This window comes from Mesorhizobium sp. GbtcB19 (assembly GCF_019091085.1).
Lineage (GTDB): Bacteria > Pseudomonadota > Alphaproteobacteria > Rhizobiales > Rhizobiaceae > Mesorhizobium.
In genome coordinates this window covers 410,851-428,431 of the sequence record NZ_JAGXJY010000002.1, presented here as the reverse complement: position 1 = coordinate 428,431, position 17,581 = coordinate 410,851, and the positions used below count along the sequence as shown (strand labels likewise).

Below are 17,581 nucleotides of genomic sequence, written 5' to 3'. Positions count from 1 at the left end.
GCGAGACTTAGTGCCCCTTGGCGATGCGGTCGAAGGCCATCAGCCTTTCCAGCAGCGCCGGCATGTCCTTCAGCGGCACCATGTTCGGTCCATCGGAAGATGTCGAATTGTCCGGATCCTGATGGGTTTCGATGAAGACGCCGGCGACGCCGACGGCAACGGCCGCGCGCGCCAGAGTCGCGACGAAGCGGCGCTCGCCGCCCGACGAGCCGCCCTGCCCGCCCGGCTGCTGCACCGAATGGGTGGCGTCGAAGATCACCGGAGCGCCGATCTCGGCCATGATCGGCAGCGCGCGCATGTCCGAGACCAGCGTATTGTAGCCGAAGGAGGCGCCGCGCTCCGTGGTGAGTACGTTCGGATTGCCGGAACCGGTGATCTTGGCGACGACGTTCTTCATGTCCCAGGGCGCGAGGAACTGGCCCTTCTTCACATTGATGACCTTGCCGGTCTTGGCGGCGGCGACGAGCATGTCGGTCTGGCGCGACAGGAAGGCGGGGATCTGCAGGACATCGACATGCGGGGCGACGATCGCGCACTGCTCCTCGGTGTGGACGTCGGTCAGCACCGGAAGGCCGAACGCCTTGCGCAAATCGTCGAAGATCGGCATCGCCGCGTCGAGGCCGGCGCCGCGCGTCGCCGACAGCGAGGTGCGGTTGGCCTTGTCGTAGCTCGTCTTGTAGACGAGGCCGATGCCCAGCCGTTGCGTCAATTCCTTCAGCGCGCCGGCCATGTCGAAAGCGTGCTGGCGCGATTCAAGCTGGCACGGGCCGGCGATCAGCGACAGCGGCGCATTGTTGGCGAAGACGACCTTGCCGACGGTTACCGATGCATTGGGCGCCAAGGGCTTGCTCATGGGATCTCCCGGAAGATGAAGGCGGCACCCTGCCCGGGCGCCGGCGCAACGACGATATCATTGCCGCTCATGTTGTGTCGGATCGCGTTGTCCGCAAGCAGGCGCCTAGCGGCGGGCCTGTCGCGAACCGAGAAAACGATGGCGCTGAAGCGCAGATCCGGCGACGGCGCGACCGTCAGGCCAAAGCGCAAGCCGTAGTCCTCAGACGAGAGAACGTTGAGGATCGCATTCGGCAACCGCACCGCATCGCCACCGCTCGCATCCGCTTCGGCGGCGGTTGCGATCAATCCGATCTGCGCGGCCGGCCTGTCGCTGACGGCGATGATTTCGAGAATACCGGTCACGCCGTTGGCATGCGCCTGCAGAGCGGTCCGGTCGATGTTCGGCGCGTTGTTCCGCTGGCAAGCGAACAGGAAGGCTTCATCGGCCTCTTTGTCGGATATGAAGGCCAGCTTGAAGGAAGCCGTGTCGCTTTTGCCGTTCGCGTCGGTGAAGGCGCGCGAGAAGCTCAGCATCTCGCCGGCCGACAGGCCGGTTTCGACGTAGCGAGCATGATCGGCATCGGCATTGGCGGTTGCGAGGACGACAGCGGAAAAACCTTCATCGCCAAGGGTCTGGCGGTAAAGACGGTCGCGCGCGACGAAGACATTGCCCTCGCCTATGGCGCGGTCCGCTGTCTGTTCGTTGCCGATGGCAAGCGGCTCGAGATAGGTGCCGTCAGCGAGAAAGACACAGGCGTTCTCGGTGCCGAAGGGATGGACGCCCACCGGTGCGACGACGAAGCCGATCGCGGTCAGGCGCGCCCGCACGAAATCCAGGCTTGCGGTCGGCAACACCAGATGGTCGAGCGGATGAGCGTGCGTTTTGATCATGCCGGCGCGGTGTGCCCCATTCCGGCCGGCGGTTCAAGAGTACCCTATCGACGGAGCGCTTCGCAGGTTCAGGCGGCGGCCACGACATCCGCCGAATAGCGCAACTCGCGCATCGGCTTCACCTTGCTGGTCGTATCGGCATAAATCGGATGCGCCTTGTAAGCGGTAAGGGCTGCCTCGTCCTCGAATTCGGCATAGACAACCAAGTCGATAGCGTTTGAGAACAGATCGACCTTGGTGTTGAGCGTCACCTCGAAATGCTTCGAGTGCGGGATCTTGCCGAGCGCCAGCAGGCCCGAGCGCACAGCTTCGACATCTTCCTTGCGCCGCACGCTGAAGAAAACGATGTGCCGGATCAATCCAGCCTCCCTGATCGTCGATTCAGCGGTGTTTTTGTGGGAGCAATGCCTGGGCGTCAACCGGCAACGATGTCGCGCCCGCCATGCGAAGCCGGCGGGACCTTAACCGGTGACGTAACGCACGATGTGCGACACCTCACGTATCGTCACGTCGAGATAGTGGCCATGATTGTAGAGGCCGTCCCAGAACAGGAAGAAGGTGACGGCGGCGATGACGATTACATAACGCATGGCTAAAACTATCGCATGCGAGCGGGCGGAACCAGAGTGGCGGCGGCTGCTATCCTTCCAGTTCACTGCTTTTTGCGAGAGGGCGACTTTTCCGTTAACGGAGCCGGTGCCCCGCCCGCGAAGCGAAGCCACCCGCTCGTGAGGCGCCGTGATGAAACCGGGATCGGACAGCCGGGCAGCCCGGATCAAAGCGTGATGCGGTATCTGGCAAAGCCAGCGTCGCCATCGCCGGCAGGCTCGATCTTCAGGGATTTCACCTCGGCGATGAAATCCTTGGCCTTCGGTCCGGTCTCGAAGACGACGCTGGTTCCAGGCAGCGCCGTGAACGACCAGTTGTCGTCCGCCGACGGGTTGATCGTGCCCTGGCTGACGACAAAGCGCACGATCACGTCGCGATTGGTGTCCGGCGCTTCGTAGATGATCTTCGAGGCATTGATGTCGGGGAAATTGCCGCCGCCGCCGGCGCGGTAATTGTTGGTGGCGACGACGAATTTCGCCGTCGGATCAATTGCTTTGCCGTCGAATTTCAGATCGGTGATACGGTTGGAACCGGCATTCGCCACGCCGCCCTTGGCATCGTATTTCGGCGGCTGCGAGAGATCGATCCTGTAGGTGACGCCGTCGATGACGTCGAAATTGTAGGACGGGAAGTCGGTGTTGATGAGCGGCTGGTCCGGCTTGCCCGGCTCGATGTGGTTGAAGATGCCGGCCGACATCTCCAGCCATTCCTTCACCTCGGCGCCGGTGATTTCGACCGCTCGCACCGTGTTCGGATAAAGATAGAGGTCGGCGACGTTCTTGATGGCGATGTCGCCGACGGGCACGTCGGTGTAGTAGTCGGCACCGTTGCGGCCACCGGCCTTGAAAGGTGCTGCAGCCGACAGCAACGGCACGTCCTTCCACTGAGTGCTCTTCAATATGTCCTTGAGGTACCAGCTCTGCGCCTGGTTGACGATCTGCACGGACGGATCGTCGGCGACCAGGGCGAAATAGGAATAGAGCGGCGCCGATGTCTTGCCGACCGGGCCGCGGACATAGGCAAGGGTCGCCTGATGGTCCTGCTCGAGCGCGGCGATGATGCGCTTGTCGTCGCCGACCTTCGCCTTGTTCTTGTTGTCGACACGCTCATAGATCGGCCGCGCCTCGGAGGTGGCCGAGACGACCCGCCATTTCGAGCCGTCGCGTTCCAGAAGCAGGTCGATCAGACCCATATGCGAGCCCCAGAAGCCGCCCATGACCGCCGGCTTGCCCTGCAGCGTGCCCTTTTCGGTGTCGACGCCTTGAAGCGCCTGAAAGTCCTTCTTGCCGGGGAAGACCAGGTGCTGGTGGCCGGTGAAGACGGCGTCGATGCCCTCGACGCCGGCGACGAAGAAGGAGGCGTTTTCCATCTTGTCGCCCTGCTTGATGTCAATGCCGGAATGCGAGAGCGCGATGACGATGTCGGCACCTTCTTCCCTGATCTGCGGCACCCAGGCCTTGGCCGCCTCGACGATGTCGCGCGTCTGGACGTTACCTTCGAGGTTTTTCAGGTCCCAGACCATGATCTGCGGCGGCACGAAGCCGATGACGCCGATCCTGATCGGCTGCTCGGCACCCGAGCCGTCCTTGATCTTCCTGTCGAGGATCACATAGGGCTTGAGGTAGAGCTTGTCGTTGCGCGGGTTCGTGGCCAGCGTGGTGCCGCGGATCAGGTTCGCGCAGACGAATGGGAAATTGGCGCCGGCCAGGACCTTGTCGAGAAAGGACAGGCCATAGTTGAATTCGTGATTGCCGAGCGTCGAGCATTCATAGCCGAGCAGGTTCATGCCCTTCATGACCGGATGCAGGTCGCCGTCCTTCATGCCCTTCTCATAGGCGACATAGTCGCCCATCGGGCTGCCCTGCAGGAGGTCGCCATTGTCGATCAGCATCGAATTCACGGCTTCCTTGCGCACCGCGTCGATCAGCGAGGCCGTCCGCGACAGGCCCATCGTGTCATTCGCTTTGTCGGCGTAGTAATCGTAAGGCAGCAGGTTCACATGGATGTCGGTCGTTTCCATGATCCTCAGATGCGCCTGATTGGTCGCGGCACGGGCGGAGAACGGGTGCAGCATGATCAGCGCGCCGCCGGCAGCAACGCCGGCCAGGAATTCGCGGCGGGAGAATTCACTACGAGGGGCCGGCAGTCGTGACATCGTGCGCTCCTGTTCGACAACGCTGCAACCCCTGCCCAAGCCGGAGCATGGCGTTGAAGGCGCCTTGAGTCCATGTGTGCTGGAGGCGTTTCGATCACGACAAGGTGACGCGTCGCGATGCACCACAGGATGACGGGTCGATGAACAGGCCGCGGCGAGGTCAGCTCTTGTCGTCGTCGCCCTGGGTGATCAGCCGGGCGCTGCGCTGGCCCGTGAGATAAATCCATAGCCAGCTAAGCGAAACCGCCAGGCGGTTGCGGAAATCGATCAGGAAATAGATGTGGGCTATGCCCCAGAGCCACCAGGCGAGCCAGCCGGTAAGCTTGATCCAGCCGAAATCGATCGCCGCGGCGCGCTTGCCGATCGTCGCCAGATCGCCGGCATGGCGGTATTGGAAGGGACGCGTCGCGGTGTCGCCGGCAAGCCGCGCCTTGATCGTCGCGGCAACATGCTTGCCCTCCTGCTTGGCCGAGGGTGCCACACCCGGCACCGGCTTGCCATCCGGCCGCAAGACAAGTGCGGTATCGCCGATGACAAAAATGTCGGGACTGCCCGGCACCGTGAGGTCGGGCTCGACCAGCACCCTCCCCGCCCGGTCGGCGGAAGCGCCCAGCCACTCGGCCGCGGGCGACGCGGCAACGCCGGCCGCCCAGATGATCGTCCTTGCCGGCAGGCGCTTGTCGCCGAAGACGACGCCTTCGGCATCGAGCTTGGTGACCGGGCGGGCGAGTTCGACGGTGACGCCCAGCCGCTCCAGCGCCTTGCGGGCATAGTCGGAAAGCTGCGGCGCGAAATTAGCCAGGATCCGGTCGCCGGCCTCGATCAGCACGACGCGCGCCTGTCGCGTGTCGATGTTGCGGAATTCGCCGCGCAAAGTGTCATGCGCCAGTTCGACGATGGTGCCGGCGAGCTCGACGCCGGTCGGTCCGCCGCCGACGATAACCAAGGTAAGCAGCGCCTGGCGCTTCGCCGGGTCGGTTTCGCGCTCCGCCTGCTCGAAGGCGAGCAGGATGCGGCGCCGGATGGTGGTGGCGTCCTCGAGCGTCTTCAGGCCCGGCGCGAAAGGCTCCCATTCGTCATGGCCGAAATAGGCGTGGCGCGCGCCGGTGGCGAGCACCAGCGTGTCGTAGGAAATAGAGCTGCCGTCTTCGAGCAGCACCCGCTTGCCGGCACGGTCGACGCCGGTGACATTGCCCAGAAGCGTCGTCACGTCCTTGCGCCTGCGCAGCAGATGACGGATCGGCCAGGCCACCTCCGAGGTTGCCAGCGACGTGGTCGCCACCTGGTAGAGCAGCGGCTGGAAAAGATGGTGGTTGCGCTTGTCGATCATGGTGATGCGCACCGCAGCACCGGCCAGCGCGCGGGTGAGTTCGAGGCCGCCGAATCCGGCGCCGACGACAACAACGTGATGCCTGCTTTCGCTCATTTCTTCCCACCTCGCGACGTAGAAAACCGCACCACACATGTAGGTATTTTTGTGCGCTGCAACAACGCCTTGCCGGGTAGCAAACATGCCCCAGAGTCGTCGCGCGACGTCGTGAATGCACATGTAACGCGCACTACCGCAGGTATAGCGTGAGGCACCACGACAGGAGCCTAGCATGGCTGACGACCGCGACGATGAAGGACCGGCGCAATACGCCTCGCCGCCTTGCTTCATGCATGAACTCGAGCCGGAGTACCGGGAACCTCTCATCGACTGGGCGGATGTGAAGCGATGGCGCAAGGTCGAGCGCGAGCGGCTCATCAACGCCCGCCTTGCCGTTTCGGCCGATGCTCGCAGCGCAATGTCGGCGCGCATCGCGAATGGTCTCGATGCGCTGATCGGCGACATAGCCGGCCGAATGGTCAGCCTCTACTGGCCGTTCCGCGGCGAGCCGGATTTGCGCGGCTGGATGGCCTCGATCAATGAACGCGGCGGCCGTACCGCGCTGCCCGTCGTCATCGAGAAGGCCCACCCGCTGGTGTTTCGCGCCTATAGGCCAGGCGACCGGCTGGAAAAAGGCGTCTGGAACATTCCGATCCCGGCCGAAGGCGATCCGGTGCTGCCCGATATCGTGATCTCGCCGATCGTCGGCATCGATCCCGGCAAGTACCGGCTGGGCTATGGCGGCGGCTTCTTCGACCGCACGCTGGCGGCGATGCCGTTCCGGCCGCTCGTCATCGGCGTCGGCTATGAGTTGCAGCGGATTGCGACCATCTACCCGCAACCGCACGACATTCCGATGAGCGAGGTGATGACGGAGGCCGCGACTGCCTAAACGGTCCAGGTCCAGTCGATCGGATAGTTGAAAATCGGGGTGAACGTCACGCCGACCGCTTCCATGTCCCTGCGGCCGTCGACGACCATCTCCTTCAGCGTGTCGAGTTGCGCCGCATGCTCTTCGGTGTCCCAGACGCTGACCTGCACGATCGAACCCTTCGGCGAGACGCCCGCATAAAAGCGAAGGAGCCCCGGCAGCCGTCTAATGGCCGGGATTATGTACTCCGAGGTCTTCTTGCTCGCAGCGTCGACCTCCGCGAACCGGCCTGGGTCATAGCTGGCGCGCGAGACGCGGACGACGGCGGTTGCCGGCAACGACTCGGGCAAGGTGATTCTTTCTGTCATAGCGCCGCTGCCTCCTGCTGGTTATGAGTCCCTAGGCCATTTCTGGTCGCAAGCCGACCGCCGTGCGGTCGACGATCTCGCGCAGCGCGAAGGATGAGTTGATCTTCGTCACATGCGGCATGGCCGACAGCCATTCCTTGTGGATGCGCTCATAGTCGACGAGATCTTTCGCCGCGATGCGCAGGATGTAGTCGTATTCGCCCGACATCAGATGGCACGAGAGCACGTTCGGGCAGCGCTTGATTGCTGCTTCGAAATCCGACAGCGTCTTTTCGAATTGTCCCGACAGCGATATGTGCACGATCGCCGTCATCTGATGGCCGAGCGCGCTGTTGGAAAGCCGCGCGTGATAGCCGCGGATGGTTCCGGACTTTTCGAGATTGTCGAGCCGGCGCGAACAGGCCGATTGCGAAAGGCCGACCTTCTCGGCAAGCGCCGCGTTGGGTATCCGGCCATCCTTCTGCAAAGTCTCCAGAATGGCGATATCAATCCTGTCGAGCGGCATTTTTCGTTGTTCCTGCGAATTTTTTGGTGTTTTGCGCAACGATTATCGAAGAGCGGCCGTCGCTGCAAGTGCATTCGCAAACACATACGGAACGATTCATGGTTGACTGTGGTTATTGCGTGTCGCCTCCGCATCTGGAGTCGGTGGCACGCACGAGTGACAGGGAGAGCGCCCTCAAGGGCGCGCACAGGAGAAGAAAATGCGTGTCGGCTGCCCCAAGGAAATCAAGAACCATGAATATCGCGTCGGCCTGACGCCCGGCTCGGTCCGCGAATATGTCGCGCATGGCCACGAAGTTCTGGTCGAGACCGGCGCCGGCGCCGGCATCGGCGCCGACGACAACGCCTATCGCGCCGCCGGCGCGACGATCGCCAAGACCGCCGCCGACGTGTTCGCCAAGTCGGACATGATCGTCAAGGTCAAGGAGCCGCAGCCCAATGAATGGGTGCAGCTGCGCGACGGCCAGATCCTCTACACCTATCTCCACCTGGCTCCGGATCCGGAGCAGACCAAGGGTCTTCTCGGTTCGGGCGTCACCGCGGTCGCCTACGAGACCGTGACCGACGACCGTGGCGGCCTGCCGCTGCTGGCGCCGATGTCTGAGGTTGCAGGCCGCCTGTCGATCCAGGCCGGCGCAACCGCGCTGCAGAAGGCCAATGGCGGCCGCGGCGTGCTGCTTGGCGGCGTGCCCGGCGTGCTGCCCGGCAAGGTCACCGTGCTTGGCGGCGGCGTCGTCGGCCTGCATGCGGCCAAGATGGCGGTCGGCCTCGGCGCCGACGTGACCATCATCGACCGCTCGATCCCGCGCCTGCGCCAGCTCGACGACATTTTTGGCGGCCGCGTCCATACCCGCTATTCGACCGTCGAGGCGCTGGAAGACGAATGCTTCTCGGCCGACATCGTCGTCGGCGCGGTGCTGATCCCGGGCGCCGCGGCGCCCAAGCTCGTCACGCGCGAAATGCTGTCCGGCATGAAGAAGGGCTCGGTGCTGGTCGACGTCGCGATCGACCAGGGCGGCTGCTTCGAGACCTCGCATGCCACGACCCATGCCGAGCCGACCTATGAGGTCGACGGCGTCATCCACTATTGCGTCGCCAACATGCCCGGCGCCGTGCCGGTGACCTCGGCGCACGCGCTCAACAACGCGACGCTGCATTACGGCCTGCAGCTTGCCGACAAAGGGCTCAAGGCGCTGGTCGACGACCACCATTTGCGCAACGGCCTCAATGTCCACAAGGGCAAGATCACCAATCGCGCCGTCGCCGAGGCGCTCGGCTACGAGATGGTCGAGCCGAAGGCGGTACTTGCCGCCTGATAGCCGGCAAGAAATTCCTCCTGTCATGCCCGCCGGGTCATTCCGGCGGGTTTTTTCTTGGGCGGAAGAGCGTGCTACGGTCGGGAAATCCGGGCAACAAAAAAGCGGAGCAAAAGCCCCGCTCCTCGGTGTTGCGATCTGCCGCCGGTCCATCCGCGGTCGACAAATCATCAACCATTACTTTTTAGCGCAGTAGTACGACGAGAATACGACAGTCTTGACTGGTCTCGATCCCGTCTTTCGGCCGTTATGCGCCCATGTGTGAAATGCTTCACATTCGCCCGACGGGAAAGATGCCTAGACACGCAACGCTACTGGCGGTCTGTGCTGCTTGCCGGTTTCGGACAATTCCGGCCTGGCAGCACTGGCCGACAGCTTCTGTCAGACCCTCCAACGGCCCGCCTGACCATCGGCGGGCTTCTTTTTGGGTCATGCCGGTTTGGGATCAGGCCCGCTCGATGCGGCATTGATAGCAATTGTTCCGGGCCGAGCGGACGTGGATGTAGGCGATGTCGTCGCGCCCGAACAGCGTCTCGGCACGGGCGGCGATGTCGCTCGTCGGCGTGACGGCGCCGCTGCCATAGACGATGCGGTCGTCCTTGCCGTAACCACGCACGATATAGTCGCTGCTTTCGAGCATCTCCGGCAGCGCGTCTCCCTCGGAGGCGCGCTCGCATTCCTCGGCATGCAGGAACAGCGGACCGGTTTCGGCATAGGGCTGCAATTCCGGGAACGGCCGGTAGGCGACGATCAGATAGCCCTCGCCCGCGGCGACGTTCTTCATGCAGTGTCTGCACGGCACGCCGTCGCCGTCGGAAATCCGGTGCTCGGGAGTGTGGCCATAGGCATCGGGCCCTCCGCGCTGCAAGGCGCGCACGGCTTCGGTCGGCAGGGCTTTGAACTGGATGCTCATGGCAAAATCTCCGGTGGCGGTGTCCGGAAATTATGCCTCGACAGCGGCGCCGCCCACCCGATTCCTGACAGACGGCATCCGCATACGAAAGAGCCCGGCTGCCATGAACAACCGGGCCTCTATCATCGGCACTGTCGGCTTGCGTTAGCGCACGAAATCGTCGAAGCGGCGCAGCGTCACGCAGCGGTTGCGCCAGTTTTCCTGCTGTGTCGGCACAAGCAGGAATTCCTCGCCATAGCCAACAGTGTCCAATGCGTAGGCGGGCACGCCGAACTCACCCACCAGCGTCCGCTTCAGCGAGGCGGCGCGGCGTTCGGACAGGACCTGGTTCGATTCGAACGAGCCGACCGCATCGGTGTGGCCCTCGATCAGGATCCGCGCGCCACGGTCGTGCCGCAGGATGCGATGGAGGGCGTCGGCGATGATTTCGACCTTGCCATATTGCGAGGGGGCAATGGCGGCCGAACCGAATTCGAAATTGATCGACTGGATGTCGATCGAACGCGCCATGCGCCGCAGATCCGGCCGGCGCTTGAACTCGCGAATGGTGACCCGCTCATTGGGGCGCAGCCTTTTGCGGGGAGCAGCGTCGAGTTGGCGCTCGATGGTCGCGGCCGAAGGCGTGGTCGCCTGCGCGGACGCCAGGCTCGGCATGGCGATTGCCGCAATCACGGCCATGGCAAATGTACGTCGGTTCAACATGTCTTTCTCCTAAAGCTCGGCCTCGTTATGCGGCCGGACAATGGCAAAGACAGTCTGAAGCGGCGATGAACGGGATGTTCAAGCCCAGGGCAATTCCAGGGCCCTAGGCGCGCATGACGCTGGCCGAACGCTCGGCGAAGGTCAGCGGATGCACCACTTCCTTCTTCTGCGCCACCGGCGTGAAGCCGAGCTTCTGGTAGAGCGGGAGTGCCGCCGGATGGTCGAGCGTGCAGGTCTGCACGGTGACGCGCCTTGGCCCATGCGCCCAGGCGGCCGAGATCGCCGCGCCGAGGAACCAGCGGCCGATGCCCTGGCCAAACGCATGCTCCATCATCCCGAAATAGGCGAGCTCCACCTCGTCCGGCAGATGCGGCTTGAGGTCGAAGAAGCCCGCCGGCGCGCCGTCGAGATAGAGCACCCTGATGTCGCGGTCCTCGCGGTGCAGCCCGGCGGCAAGCTCCTCGTCGCTCAGTCTCAGCACATTGACCCAGTGCCATTTGCGGCCGACGCGATCCATCAGATAGCGGTAGAAGTGGAGCGGGATATCCTTGGTCTTCAACAGCGCGATCTGGCGGTTGTACGGGATTGGCGGAGACACCGCCGGCGCGGCATGCATCTCCAGGAACGTGACCGTTACGTCGATGTCTTGCAGCGTGCCGTTTTCCATCATTCTTTCCCCGCTACCACCGGCGTGTCGCTGAGACCGCCCCATTCTGTCCAGGAGCCGTCGTAAAGCCGGTTGTCGGTATGGCCAAGCGTCTCCAGCGCCAGCGTGATCGCCGCCGCCGTGATGCCCGAGCCGCAGGAGGTCACGACCGGCTTCGAAAGGTCGATGCCGGCATCCTCGATCAGCTTGCGCAAGCGGTCCTTGGGCAGCAGCTCGCCATTTTCGGCAAGCGCCGCGATCGGGACGTTATGCGCGCCCGGCATATGACCCGAACGGACGCCCGGGCGCGGCTCCGGGTCGGTTCCCGCAAAGCGGCCGGCCGAGCGCGCATCGGCGATCTGACTCTCTTGGCTGCCGACGATCCTGCGCATTTCGTCCAAACTGACGACCCTGCCTGCATCGAAATCGGCATGGAATATGCCAGGCGCGATCCTGGTTTGCTCGGCTGTAACCGGGCGCCCTTCGGCCTTCCAGCGGTCAATGCCGCCATTCAGAATGTAAACCTGGAAGACGCCCATCACGCGGAACATCCACCAGGCGCGGGGCGCCGAGAACAGGCCCGGCCCGTCATACACGACGATGGTGTCATCGGCCGAGACGCCCATCGACCCGACATACTGCGCGAAATACTGCGGCGTCGCCAAAGTGTGCGGCAGCTTGGAGTCCGGATCGGAAACCGCATCCTGATCGAGGAAACGCGCGCCGGGGATGTGGGCAGCATCGTACTCGGCGCGGGCGTCGCGCTTTTGCGCCGACAGATACCAGGAGGCGTCGACAATGGTGAGGCCGGGCTCGCCCAGCCGCTTCTGCAGCCAGTCGGCGTCGACGATGAAAGGACTGTCCTGCGCCATTCTTCTCTCCCTGCCCCGCCTCGCTTAACGTCAATTCGCCGGCATCGGGCCGAAGCGGATGCGGAAGCGGCGGTTCTCACGGCCTTTCTTCTCGATCTTGCCGACATGGATCTCGCCGACCTCGCCGGTCGACTTCACATGCGTGCCACCGCAGGGCTGGCTGTCGATCGAGCCGTTGTCGCCGATACAGACCAGGCGGATCTTGCCAGTGCCGACGGGCGGACGGACGTTCTTGGATTTCACAAGCCCGGGATTGGCGGAAAGTTCCTCGTCGGTGATCAGCCGGGTGAAGATCGGATGGTCGGCGCGCACCAGTTCCATGAGCCGAGCCGTCACATCCTCCTTGCTGAAGCCGGCATCGGGAATGTCGAAGTCGACCCGGCTGTCGTCCTCGGCGACCGCTGCTCCGGTTATCGGAAAGGGGCAAACCACGGTCAGCAGGTGGCAGGCGGAATGCATGCGCATCAAAAGATGCCGCCGCTCCCAGTCGATCAGAAGCTTCAGCTTTTCGCCGACCACGGGCAGCGCCTGTTCCGGCGCCGGGACATGGATGATCTCGTCCTTGGTCTCGCCGGTAATGGTGGCGGCGATGGCGATGCGGCCGCCGTCGGCCCGTTCGAACATCCCCGTATCGCCCGGCTGTCCGCCAGAGGTTGCATAAAAGATCGTGCGGTCGAGCAGGATGCCGCCGCGATCGTTGATCGCGACGACCTCGGCCTCCGCCGTCTTCTGATAGGCGTCGTCGCGAAACAGCGCCTCGGTCTTGCGCGTCATCATGCCACCTTCTCGAACGGCAGGGAAATGTCGGCCTTCTCTTCCATCCAGCCCGGCACCGGAAGGTTCTTGCCTCGTAAAAACTCCGGATTGAAGAGCTTGGACTGGTAGCGCGTGCCGTAGTCGGCAAGGATCGTCACGATGGTGTGGCCAGGTCCGAGCTCGCGCGCCAGCCGGATGGCGCCGGCGATGTTGATGCCGGTCGAACCACCGACGCAGAGCCCCTCTTCCTGGATCAGGTCGAAGATGATGGGCAACGCTTCCTCATCAGGGATCTGGTAGGAGAAGTCCGGCGTGAAGCCTTCGAGATTGGCGGTGATGCGGCCCTGGCCGATGCCTTCGGTGATCGAGTTGCCGTCGGATTTCAACTCGCCGCTGGTGTAGAAACTGTAGAGCGCGGCGCCCAGCGGATCGGCGAGCGCGATCTTGACGTCCTTGCTCTTACCCTTGAGTCCGAGCGCGACGCCGGCGAGCGTGCCGCCGGAACCGACCGCCGAGACGAAGCCATCGACCTTGCCGCCGGTCTGCGCCCAGATCTCCTGCGCGGTCGTTCGGATATGACCGTCGCGATTGGCAACATTGTCGAACTGGTTGGCCCAGATCGCGCCGTTCGGCTCCGAGCGCGCCAGTTGCTCGGCAAGGCGGCCCGACAGTTTTATGTAATTGTTGGGGTTCTTGTAGGGCACGGCCGGCACTTCGATCAGCTCTGCGCCCAGGATCTTGATCGTGTCCTTCTTTTCCTGGCTCTGCGTGTCGGGAATGACGATGACGGTGCGGTAGCCGAGCGCCTTGGCGACCAGCGTCAAACCGATGCCGGTGTTGCCGGCGGTGCCCTCGACGATGAGCCCGCCGGGCCTCAGCAGGCCACGCTGCTCGGCATCGCGGATGATGAACAGGCCGGCTCGATCCTTCACCGATTGCCCTGGATTCATGAACTCGGCCTTGCCGAGGATCTCACAGCCGGTCGCTTCCGAAGCCTTGTTGAGCCGGATCAGGGGCGTGTTGCCGATCGCTTCGATCACAGAACGGGGCATGCAGGATTCCTTTGTGTGTGCGGCGAGACCCTAAAAACCGGACGGCGCGGTTTCAAGGCAAGATTTTGCCTGGTCCAGTCGCATTCCGGACGTTGCAATGCTCGCGATCATTTCAACACCGGGCGCAAGAACCGCTCTTTTCATTCGATTTCTTCACCGCTAGAGCAGGCCCGGAACATTCGCAGGGCATCGCATGACACTCTACCGGGCCAATCCGAAGGACGGTGTCGCCTGGATCACGGGCGGCAGCAGCGGCCTTGGCCGCGCGCTGGCCAAGGATCTCGCCAACCAAGGCTATGCCGTCGCGGTGACCTCGCTGCCGGAAGACCCGGCCGACACGCTGATCGTCGAAACGGCGCAAATGTCGGGGCATGTGAAGTCCTTTCCCTGCGACGTGACCGACGAGCACGGCATGGCGCGCACGGCCGCGGCGATCGAAGAGCAGATGGGGCCGATCGTGCTCGCCGTCTTCAACGCCGGCAACTATATCGCCACCCCAGGCGAGAATCTGGTGGTGCGAGACTTCCACCGCTCCTTCGCCGTCAACTATTTCGGCATCGTCAACGGCGTGGTGCCTGTCGTCGACCATATGCGCGTGCGCGGACGCGGCCATGTGGTCCTGGTCGGATCGGTCACCGCCTATTCCGGCTGGCCGACCACAGCGGCCTATGGCGGCACCAAGGCTGCGATCAACATCCTGGCGGAGTCGCTGAAATACGACTTCGACAAGCTCAACATCCGCGTTCAGGTCATCAATCCGGGCTTCGTCGACACGCCACTGACGGAAAAAAACAAGCTGCCGATGCCGGGCCTCATGCCGGTGCACCGCGCGTCGCGCCGCATGGCACGCGGCATCCGGAAAGGCGGCTTCGAAGTCACCTTCCCGTACCACATAAGCTGGCCGTTGAAATTGCTTGGCCTGCTGCCGCGGCCGATCGGCCGCTTCGTCATCGGGCACACCACGAAATGGTGGGGGCGGCCGCTGCATTTCGATCGCAAGCTGCCTGGCGAAAAGAAGCCGTCCCGCGACAAGGCAAGGTAAGCCGGCGAACGCGATTGCCTGCCGGCGGGGACGGCCATAGGTTGAGAATCATTGCCTGGAGACTGTAATGGGGCGACGGATCGTGCTTGCGGTGCTTGGCCTTGCCGTCATCCTCGCCGCCGGGTTTTTCCTCGGGCCGCGCGTGCGCGCCGACACGACAATCCGTTTCGATCCGTCGGTGATCGGCGACGACCCGCAAGCCTATCTGGCGCGCGAAGAGGCCGCAGTGCCCAACATCCGCGACGGGCTCGACAAGGAGATCATCTGGGCGAACCCGATGGTCCACGCCAAGACGCCGCTGGCCATTGTCTACATCCACGGCTTTTCAGCCTCGAAGGGCGAGGTTCGCCCCTTGCCGGACGACGTCGCGGATGAGCTCAACGCCAATCTCTTCTACACGCGCCTGACCGGTCACGGCCAGGACGGCGCGGCGATGGCAGAAGGCAGTGTCAATGCCTGGATCAACGACTATGAGGAGGCCTTGGCCATCGGGCGCGCCATCGGCGACAAGGTCATCGTCATCGGAACCTCGACCGGCGGCTCGCTTGCGGCATGGGCTGCGACTGAGCCTGGCGCTTCCGACGGCGTCGCGGCAATCGCGTTCATATCCCCGAATTTCGGCGTCAAGGCCTCTGGCGCCGAGCTGCTGACCATGCCCTGGGGCGGGCAGCTTGCCGAGCTTATCGGCGGCAAGGAGCGCAGTTTTCCCGCGCGCAACGCGCTCCACGAAAAATTCTGGACCACCAGATATCCGATGAAGGCGGTGCTGCCGATGGCCGCCCTCACTGAACTTGCCTATGCCGCGCCGGTCGAGAAGGCCAAAATCCCCGCCCTGTTCATCTTCTCGGATTCCGACAAGGTGGTGCGGCCGGACCGAACGCGCGAGATCGCCGGGCGCTGGGGCGGCGCGCACGAGCTGGTGCCGGTCGACGACAATGGCGATCCGGACGACCATGTGATCGTGGGCGACGTCCTGTCGCCGCAGACCACGCCGTTTCTCACCGAGCGTATCGTGGTCTGGGTGAAGGCGCTGATGCAGCAGCAATCAGGCCAGTGAAACGAAAAACGGCCGGAGCATCGCTCCGGCCGTTTCTTCTTCGATCAGCCTCGAGGGCTCAGGCTGCCCGGTTCGCTGGGCGCTTGCCGCCGAAGCGGCGCTTGTTGTTACCCTTGAAGCGCTTGAAGCCGTCTGGCTTGCGCTCGCCATTCGGCTTGGCGGCGGCCGGGCGTTCGCCCTGCGGCTTCGGCCCGCGCTCGCCATGCGGCTTGGCGCCGAAACGCTGCTTGTCGTCACCATTGCCGGGGCGGCGGCCGTCGCGACGACCACCATGATGCTCGCGGTCGTTGGCCGGCTCGAAATGACGCACGGCCTTTTCCCTGGGGTCGCGCTGCGGATCAGGGCTGGCGAGATGATCGGCGACGACCGGCAGCTTCATGCGGATGATGCGCTCGACCTGACGCAGCTTGGCGTTCTCCGAAGGATCGCACAGCGTGATCGCGATGCCGTCCCTGCCGTTGCGGCCGGTGCGGCCGATGCGGTGAACATAGCTTTCCGCCTCGTCCGGCAGGTCGAAATTCACGACATGGCTGATGCCGGGCACGTCGATGCCACGCGCCGCGATATCGGTCGCGACCAGGATGCGAACCGAGCCGTCGCGGAAATCGTTGAGCGCCTTCTGGCGGGCATTCTGCGACTTGTTGCCATGGATGACCGCGGCTTCGAAGCCATCGCGGGCAAGGTCCTTGGTGACGCGATCGGCGCCGTGCTTGGTGCGCGAGAACACAATGACCGATCGCATCGCCTCGTCGGCCAGCATTTTCGACAGCACCTGGCGTTTCTGCTTGGTGCGGGCGAGCACAACGCTCTGCACGATCTCGGCCGCCGCGGTGCTTTGCGGCGCGACCTCGATGCGGACCGGGTTCTTCAGCAAGCCCTTGGCGAGCTCGGCGATCTCATCCGGCATGGTGGCCGAGAACAGCGCCGTCTGGCGGTCAGGTGCCGTCGCCTTGGCGATGCGCTTGACGTCGTTGATGAAGCCCATGTCGAGCATCCGGTCGCCCTCGTCGAGGACGAGCCATTTGGTGTCGGCAAGGATGAGGTCGCCTTCACGCACCAGATCGGTGAGGCGGCCGGGCGTGGCAATCAGGACGTCGACGCCGGGACCGATCTTCTTCACCTGGCTGAAGCGCGAGACGCCGCCGAGCACCAGCGCGGTCGAGATGTGCGCGCCCTTGGCAAGGATCTTGATGGTCTCCTCGATCTGCACGGCGAGCTCGCGCGTCGGCGCCAGGATCAGCGCGCGCGCCGTCTTGGGCCGGCGCTTGGTGCCGAGGCCGATGATCTTCGACAGGATTGGCAGTGCGAAAGCTGCCGTCTTGCCTGAACCGGTCTGAGCGATACCGAAAATGTCGCGGCCTTCCAGCTGCAGCGGGATCGCCTGCACCTGGATCGGCTTCGGCTCAGAGAAGCCGGCAGTATGGGTGGCCTTGAGCAGCGCACCGGTGATGCCGAGCGCGGCGAAACCGGAGAGTTCCGCGGTGTCCGTGCTGGGCAAAGTGTTTTCGTTGGTCAAAATATTCTTCTTTCACGCGGCCTCTTGGCCGCAAACATCAATGGCGGCAGGGCGCAACCTGCCGTCGGATAACATTGTCATGAAACGACAAGGCGGGCGGACGGTAAC

Annotated in this window: 19 protein-coding genes; 4 read left to right on the top strand and 15 right to left on the bottom strand. The window is 63.7% G+C overall.

All coding sequences use genetic code 11. The features are described from left to right. Positions 1 to 7 precede the first annotated feature (7 nt). The 6 genes from kdsA to KVT37_RS06125 all read right to left on the bottom strand — a co-directional run bounded on the left by kdsA (position 8) and on the right by KVT37_RS06125 (position 5,915). Positions 8 to 853, bottom strand: coding sequence for a 3-deoxy-8-phosphooctulonate synthase (kdsA, locus tag KVT37_RS06150; RefSeq protein ID WP_217570634.1), 846 nt, complete (start codon positions 851 to 853; stop codon positions 8 to 10). Beyond that, positions 850 to 1,725 (bottom strand): VOC family protein, encoded by an 876-nt coding sequence (locus tag KVT37_RS06145; RefSeq protein WP_217570632.1) that lies wholly within the window; start codon positions 1,723 to 1,725, stop codon positions 850 to 852. The genes kdsA and KVT37_RS06145 overlap by 4 nt, the downstream gene beginning before the upstream one ends. Before the next feature lie 68 nt (positions 1,726 to 1,793). Further along, the gene (locus tag KVT37_RS06140) at positions 1,794 to 2,084 is read right to left on the bottom strand and encodes a Dabb family protein (RefSeq protein WP_217570630.1); all 291 of its coding nucleotides are present in this window, start codon (positions 2,082 to 2,084) and stop codon (positions 1,794 to 1,796) included. A gap of 102 nt (positions 2,085 to 2,186) precedes the next feature. Then, positions 2,187 to 2,315, bottom strand: coding sequence for a hypothetical protein (locus KVT37_RS33770; RefSeq protein WP_306796737.1), 129 nt, complete (start codon positions 2,313 to 2,315; stop codon positions 2,187 to 2,189). 185 nt (positions 2,316 to 2,500) lie between these two features. After that, positions 2,501 to 4,489 (bottom strand): bifunctional 2',3'-cyclic-nucleotide 2'-phosphodiesterase/3'-nucleotidase, encoded by a 1,989-nt coding sequence (locus tag KVT37_RS06130; protein ID WP_217570628.1) that lies wholly within the window; start codon positions 4,487 to 4,489, stop codon positions 2,501 to 2,503. Between the two features lie 160 nt (positions 4,490 to 4,649). Beyond that, entirely contained in the window at positions 4,650 to 5,915 is a 1,266-nt protein-coding gene (locus tag KVT37_RS06125; protein ID WP_217570626.1) for an NAD(P)/FAD-dependent oxidoreductase, read from the bottom strand. Between the two features lie 175 nt (positions 5,916 to 6,090). Between KVT37_RS06125 and KVT37_RS06120 the strand changes: the two genes are divergently transcribed. Continuing rightward, a complete protein-coding gene (locus KVT37_RS06120; protein ID WP_217570624.1) occupies positions 6,091 to 6,750 on the top strand; it encodes a 5-formyltetrahydrofolate cyclo-ligase in 660 nt (219 codons plus the stop codon). On the opposite strand, the gene KVT37_RS06115 is transcribed toward KVT37_RS06120, so the two are convergent. After that, positions 6,747 to 7,097 (bottom strand): hypothetical protein, encoded by a 351-nt coding sequence (locus KVT37_RS06115; protein WP_217570622.1) that lies wholly within the window; start codon positions 7,095 to 7,097, stop codon positions 6,747 to 6,749. The two genes, KVT37_RS06120 and KVT37_RS06115, sit on opposite strands and share 4 nt — an antisense overlap. Positions 7,098 to 7,128: 31 nt before the next feature. Further along, positions 7,129 to 7,602 (bottom strand): Lrp/AsnC family transcriptional regulator, encoded by a 474-nt coding sequence (locus KVT37_RS06110; RefSeq protein WP_040994689.1) that lies wholly within the window; start codon positions 7,600 to 7,602, stop codon positions 7,129 to 7,131. A 199-nt stretch (positions 7,603 to 7,801) separates the two neighbouring features. Here KVT37_RS06110 and ald point away from each other — a divergent pair, with 199 nt between their 5' ends. Beyond that, complete coding sequence (gene ald, locus KVT37_RS06105; protein ID WP_217570620.1) at positions 7,802 to 8,917, top strand: alanine dehydrogenase; 1,116 nt, start codon at positions 7,802 to 7,804, stop codon at positions 8,915 to 8,917. Between the two features lie 445 nt (positions 8,918 to 9,362). Here ald and KVT37_RS06100 read toward each other — a convergent pair whose 3' ends face one another. The 6 genes from KVT37_RS06100 to KVT37_RS06075 all read right to left on the bottom strand — a co-directional run bounded on the left by KVT37_RS06100 (position 9,363) and on the right by KVT37_RS06075 (position 13,858). Further along, complete coding sequence (locus KVT37_RS06100) at positions 9,363 to 9,830, bottom strand: DUF1203 domain-containing protein (RefSeq protein WP_217570618.1); 468 nt, start codon at positions 9,828 to 9,830, stop codon at positions 9,363 to 9,365. Between the two features lie 144 nt (positions 9,831 to 9,974). Further along, on the bottom strand, positions 9,975 to 10,532 hold the full coding sequence (locus KVT37_RS06095; RefSeq protein ID WP_217570616.1) for an OmpA family protein: 558 nt from the start codon (positions 10,530 to 10,532) through the stop codon (positions 9,975 to 9,977). 103 nt (positions 10,533 to 10,635) lie between these two features. Beyond that, positions 10,636 to 11,199, bottom strand: a complete 564-nt coding sequence (locus KVT37_RS06090) for a GNAT family N-acetyltransferase (RefSeq protein WP_217570931.1) — start codon at positions 11,197 to 11,199, stop codon at positions 10,636 to 10,638. Further along, positions 11,199 to 12,050 (bottom strand): 3-mercaptopyruvate sulfurtransferase, encoded by an 852-nt coding sequence (gene sseA / locus KVT37_RS06085; protein WP_217570614.1) that lies wholly within the window; start codon positions 12,048 to 12,050, stop codon positions 11,199 to 11,201. The genes KVT37_RS06090 and sseA overlap by 1 nt, the downstream gene beginning before the upstream one ends. A gap of 30 nt (positions 12,051 to 12,080) precedes the next feature. Continuing rightward, positions 12,081 to 12,824 carry an alanyl-tRNA editing protein gene (locus tag KVT37_RS06080; protein ID WP_217570929.1) on the bottom strand — a complete coding sequence of 248 codons (744 nt, stop codon included), beginning with the start codon at positions 12,822 to 12,824 and terminating at the stop codon, positions 12,081 to 12,083. Next, positions 12,824 to 13,858 carry a cysteine synthase A gene (locus KVT37_RS06075; RefSeq protein ID WP_217570612.1) on the bottom strand — a complete coding sequence of 345 codons (1,035 nt, stop codon included), beginning with the start codon at positions 13,856 to 13,858 and terminating at the stop codon, positions 12,824 to 12,826. The genes KVT37_RS06080 and KVT37_RS06075 overlap by 1 nt, the downstream gene beginning before the upstream one ends. A 193-nt stretch (positions 13,859 to 14,051) precedes the next feature. Here KVT37_RS06075 and KVT37_RS06070 point away from each other — a divergent pair, with 193 nt between their 5' ends. Then, entirely contained in the window at positions 14,052 to 14,900 is an 849-nt protein-coding gene (locus KVT37_RS06070; RefSeq protein WP_217570610.1) for an SDR family NAD(P)-dependent oxidoreductase, read from the top strand. A 67-nt stretch (positions 14,901 to 14,967) separates the two neighbouring features. Further along, positions 14,968 to 15,957 (top strand): carboxylesterase, encoded by a 990-nt coding sequence (locus KVT37_RS06065; RefSeq protein WP_217570609.1) that lies wholly within the window; start codon positions 14,968 to 14,970, stop codon positions 15,955 to 15,957. A gap of 58 nt (positions 15,958 to 16,015) precedes the next feature. On the opposite strand, the gene KVT37_RS06060 is transcribed toward KVT37_RS06065, so the two are convergent. Beyond that, on the bottom strand, positions 16,016 to 17,473 hold the full coding sequence (locus tag KVT37_RS06060; protein ID WP_217570607.1) for a DEAD/DEAH box helicase: 1,458 nt from the start codon (positions 17,471 to 17,473) through the stop codon (positions 16,016 to 16,018). Positions 17,474 to 17,581 lie beyond the last annotated feature (108 nt).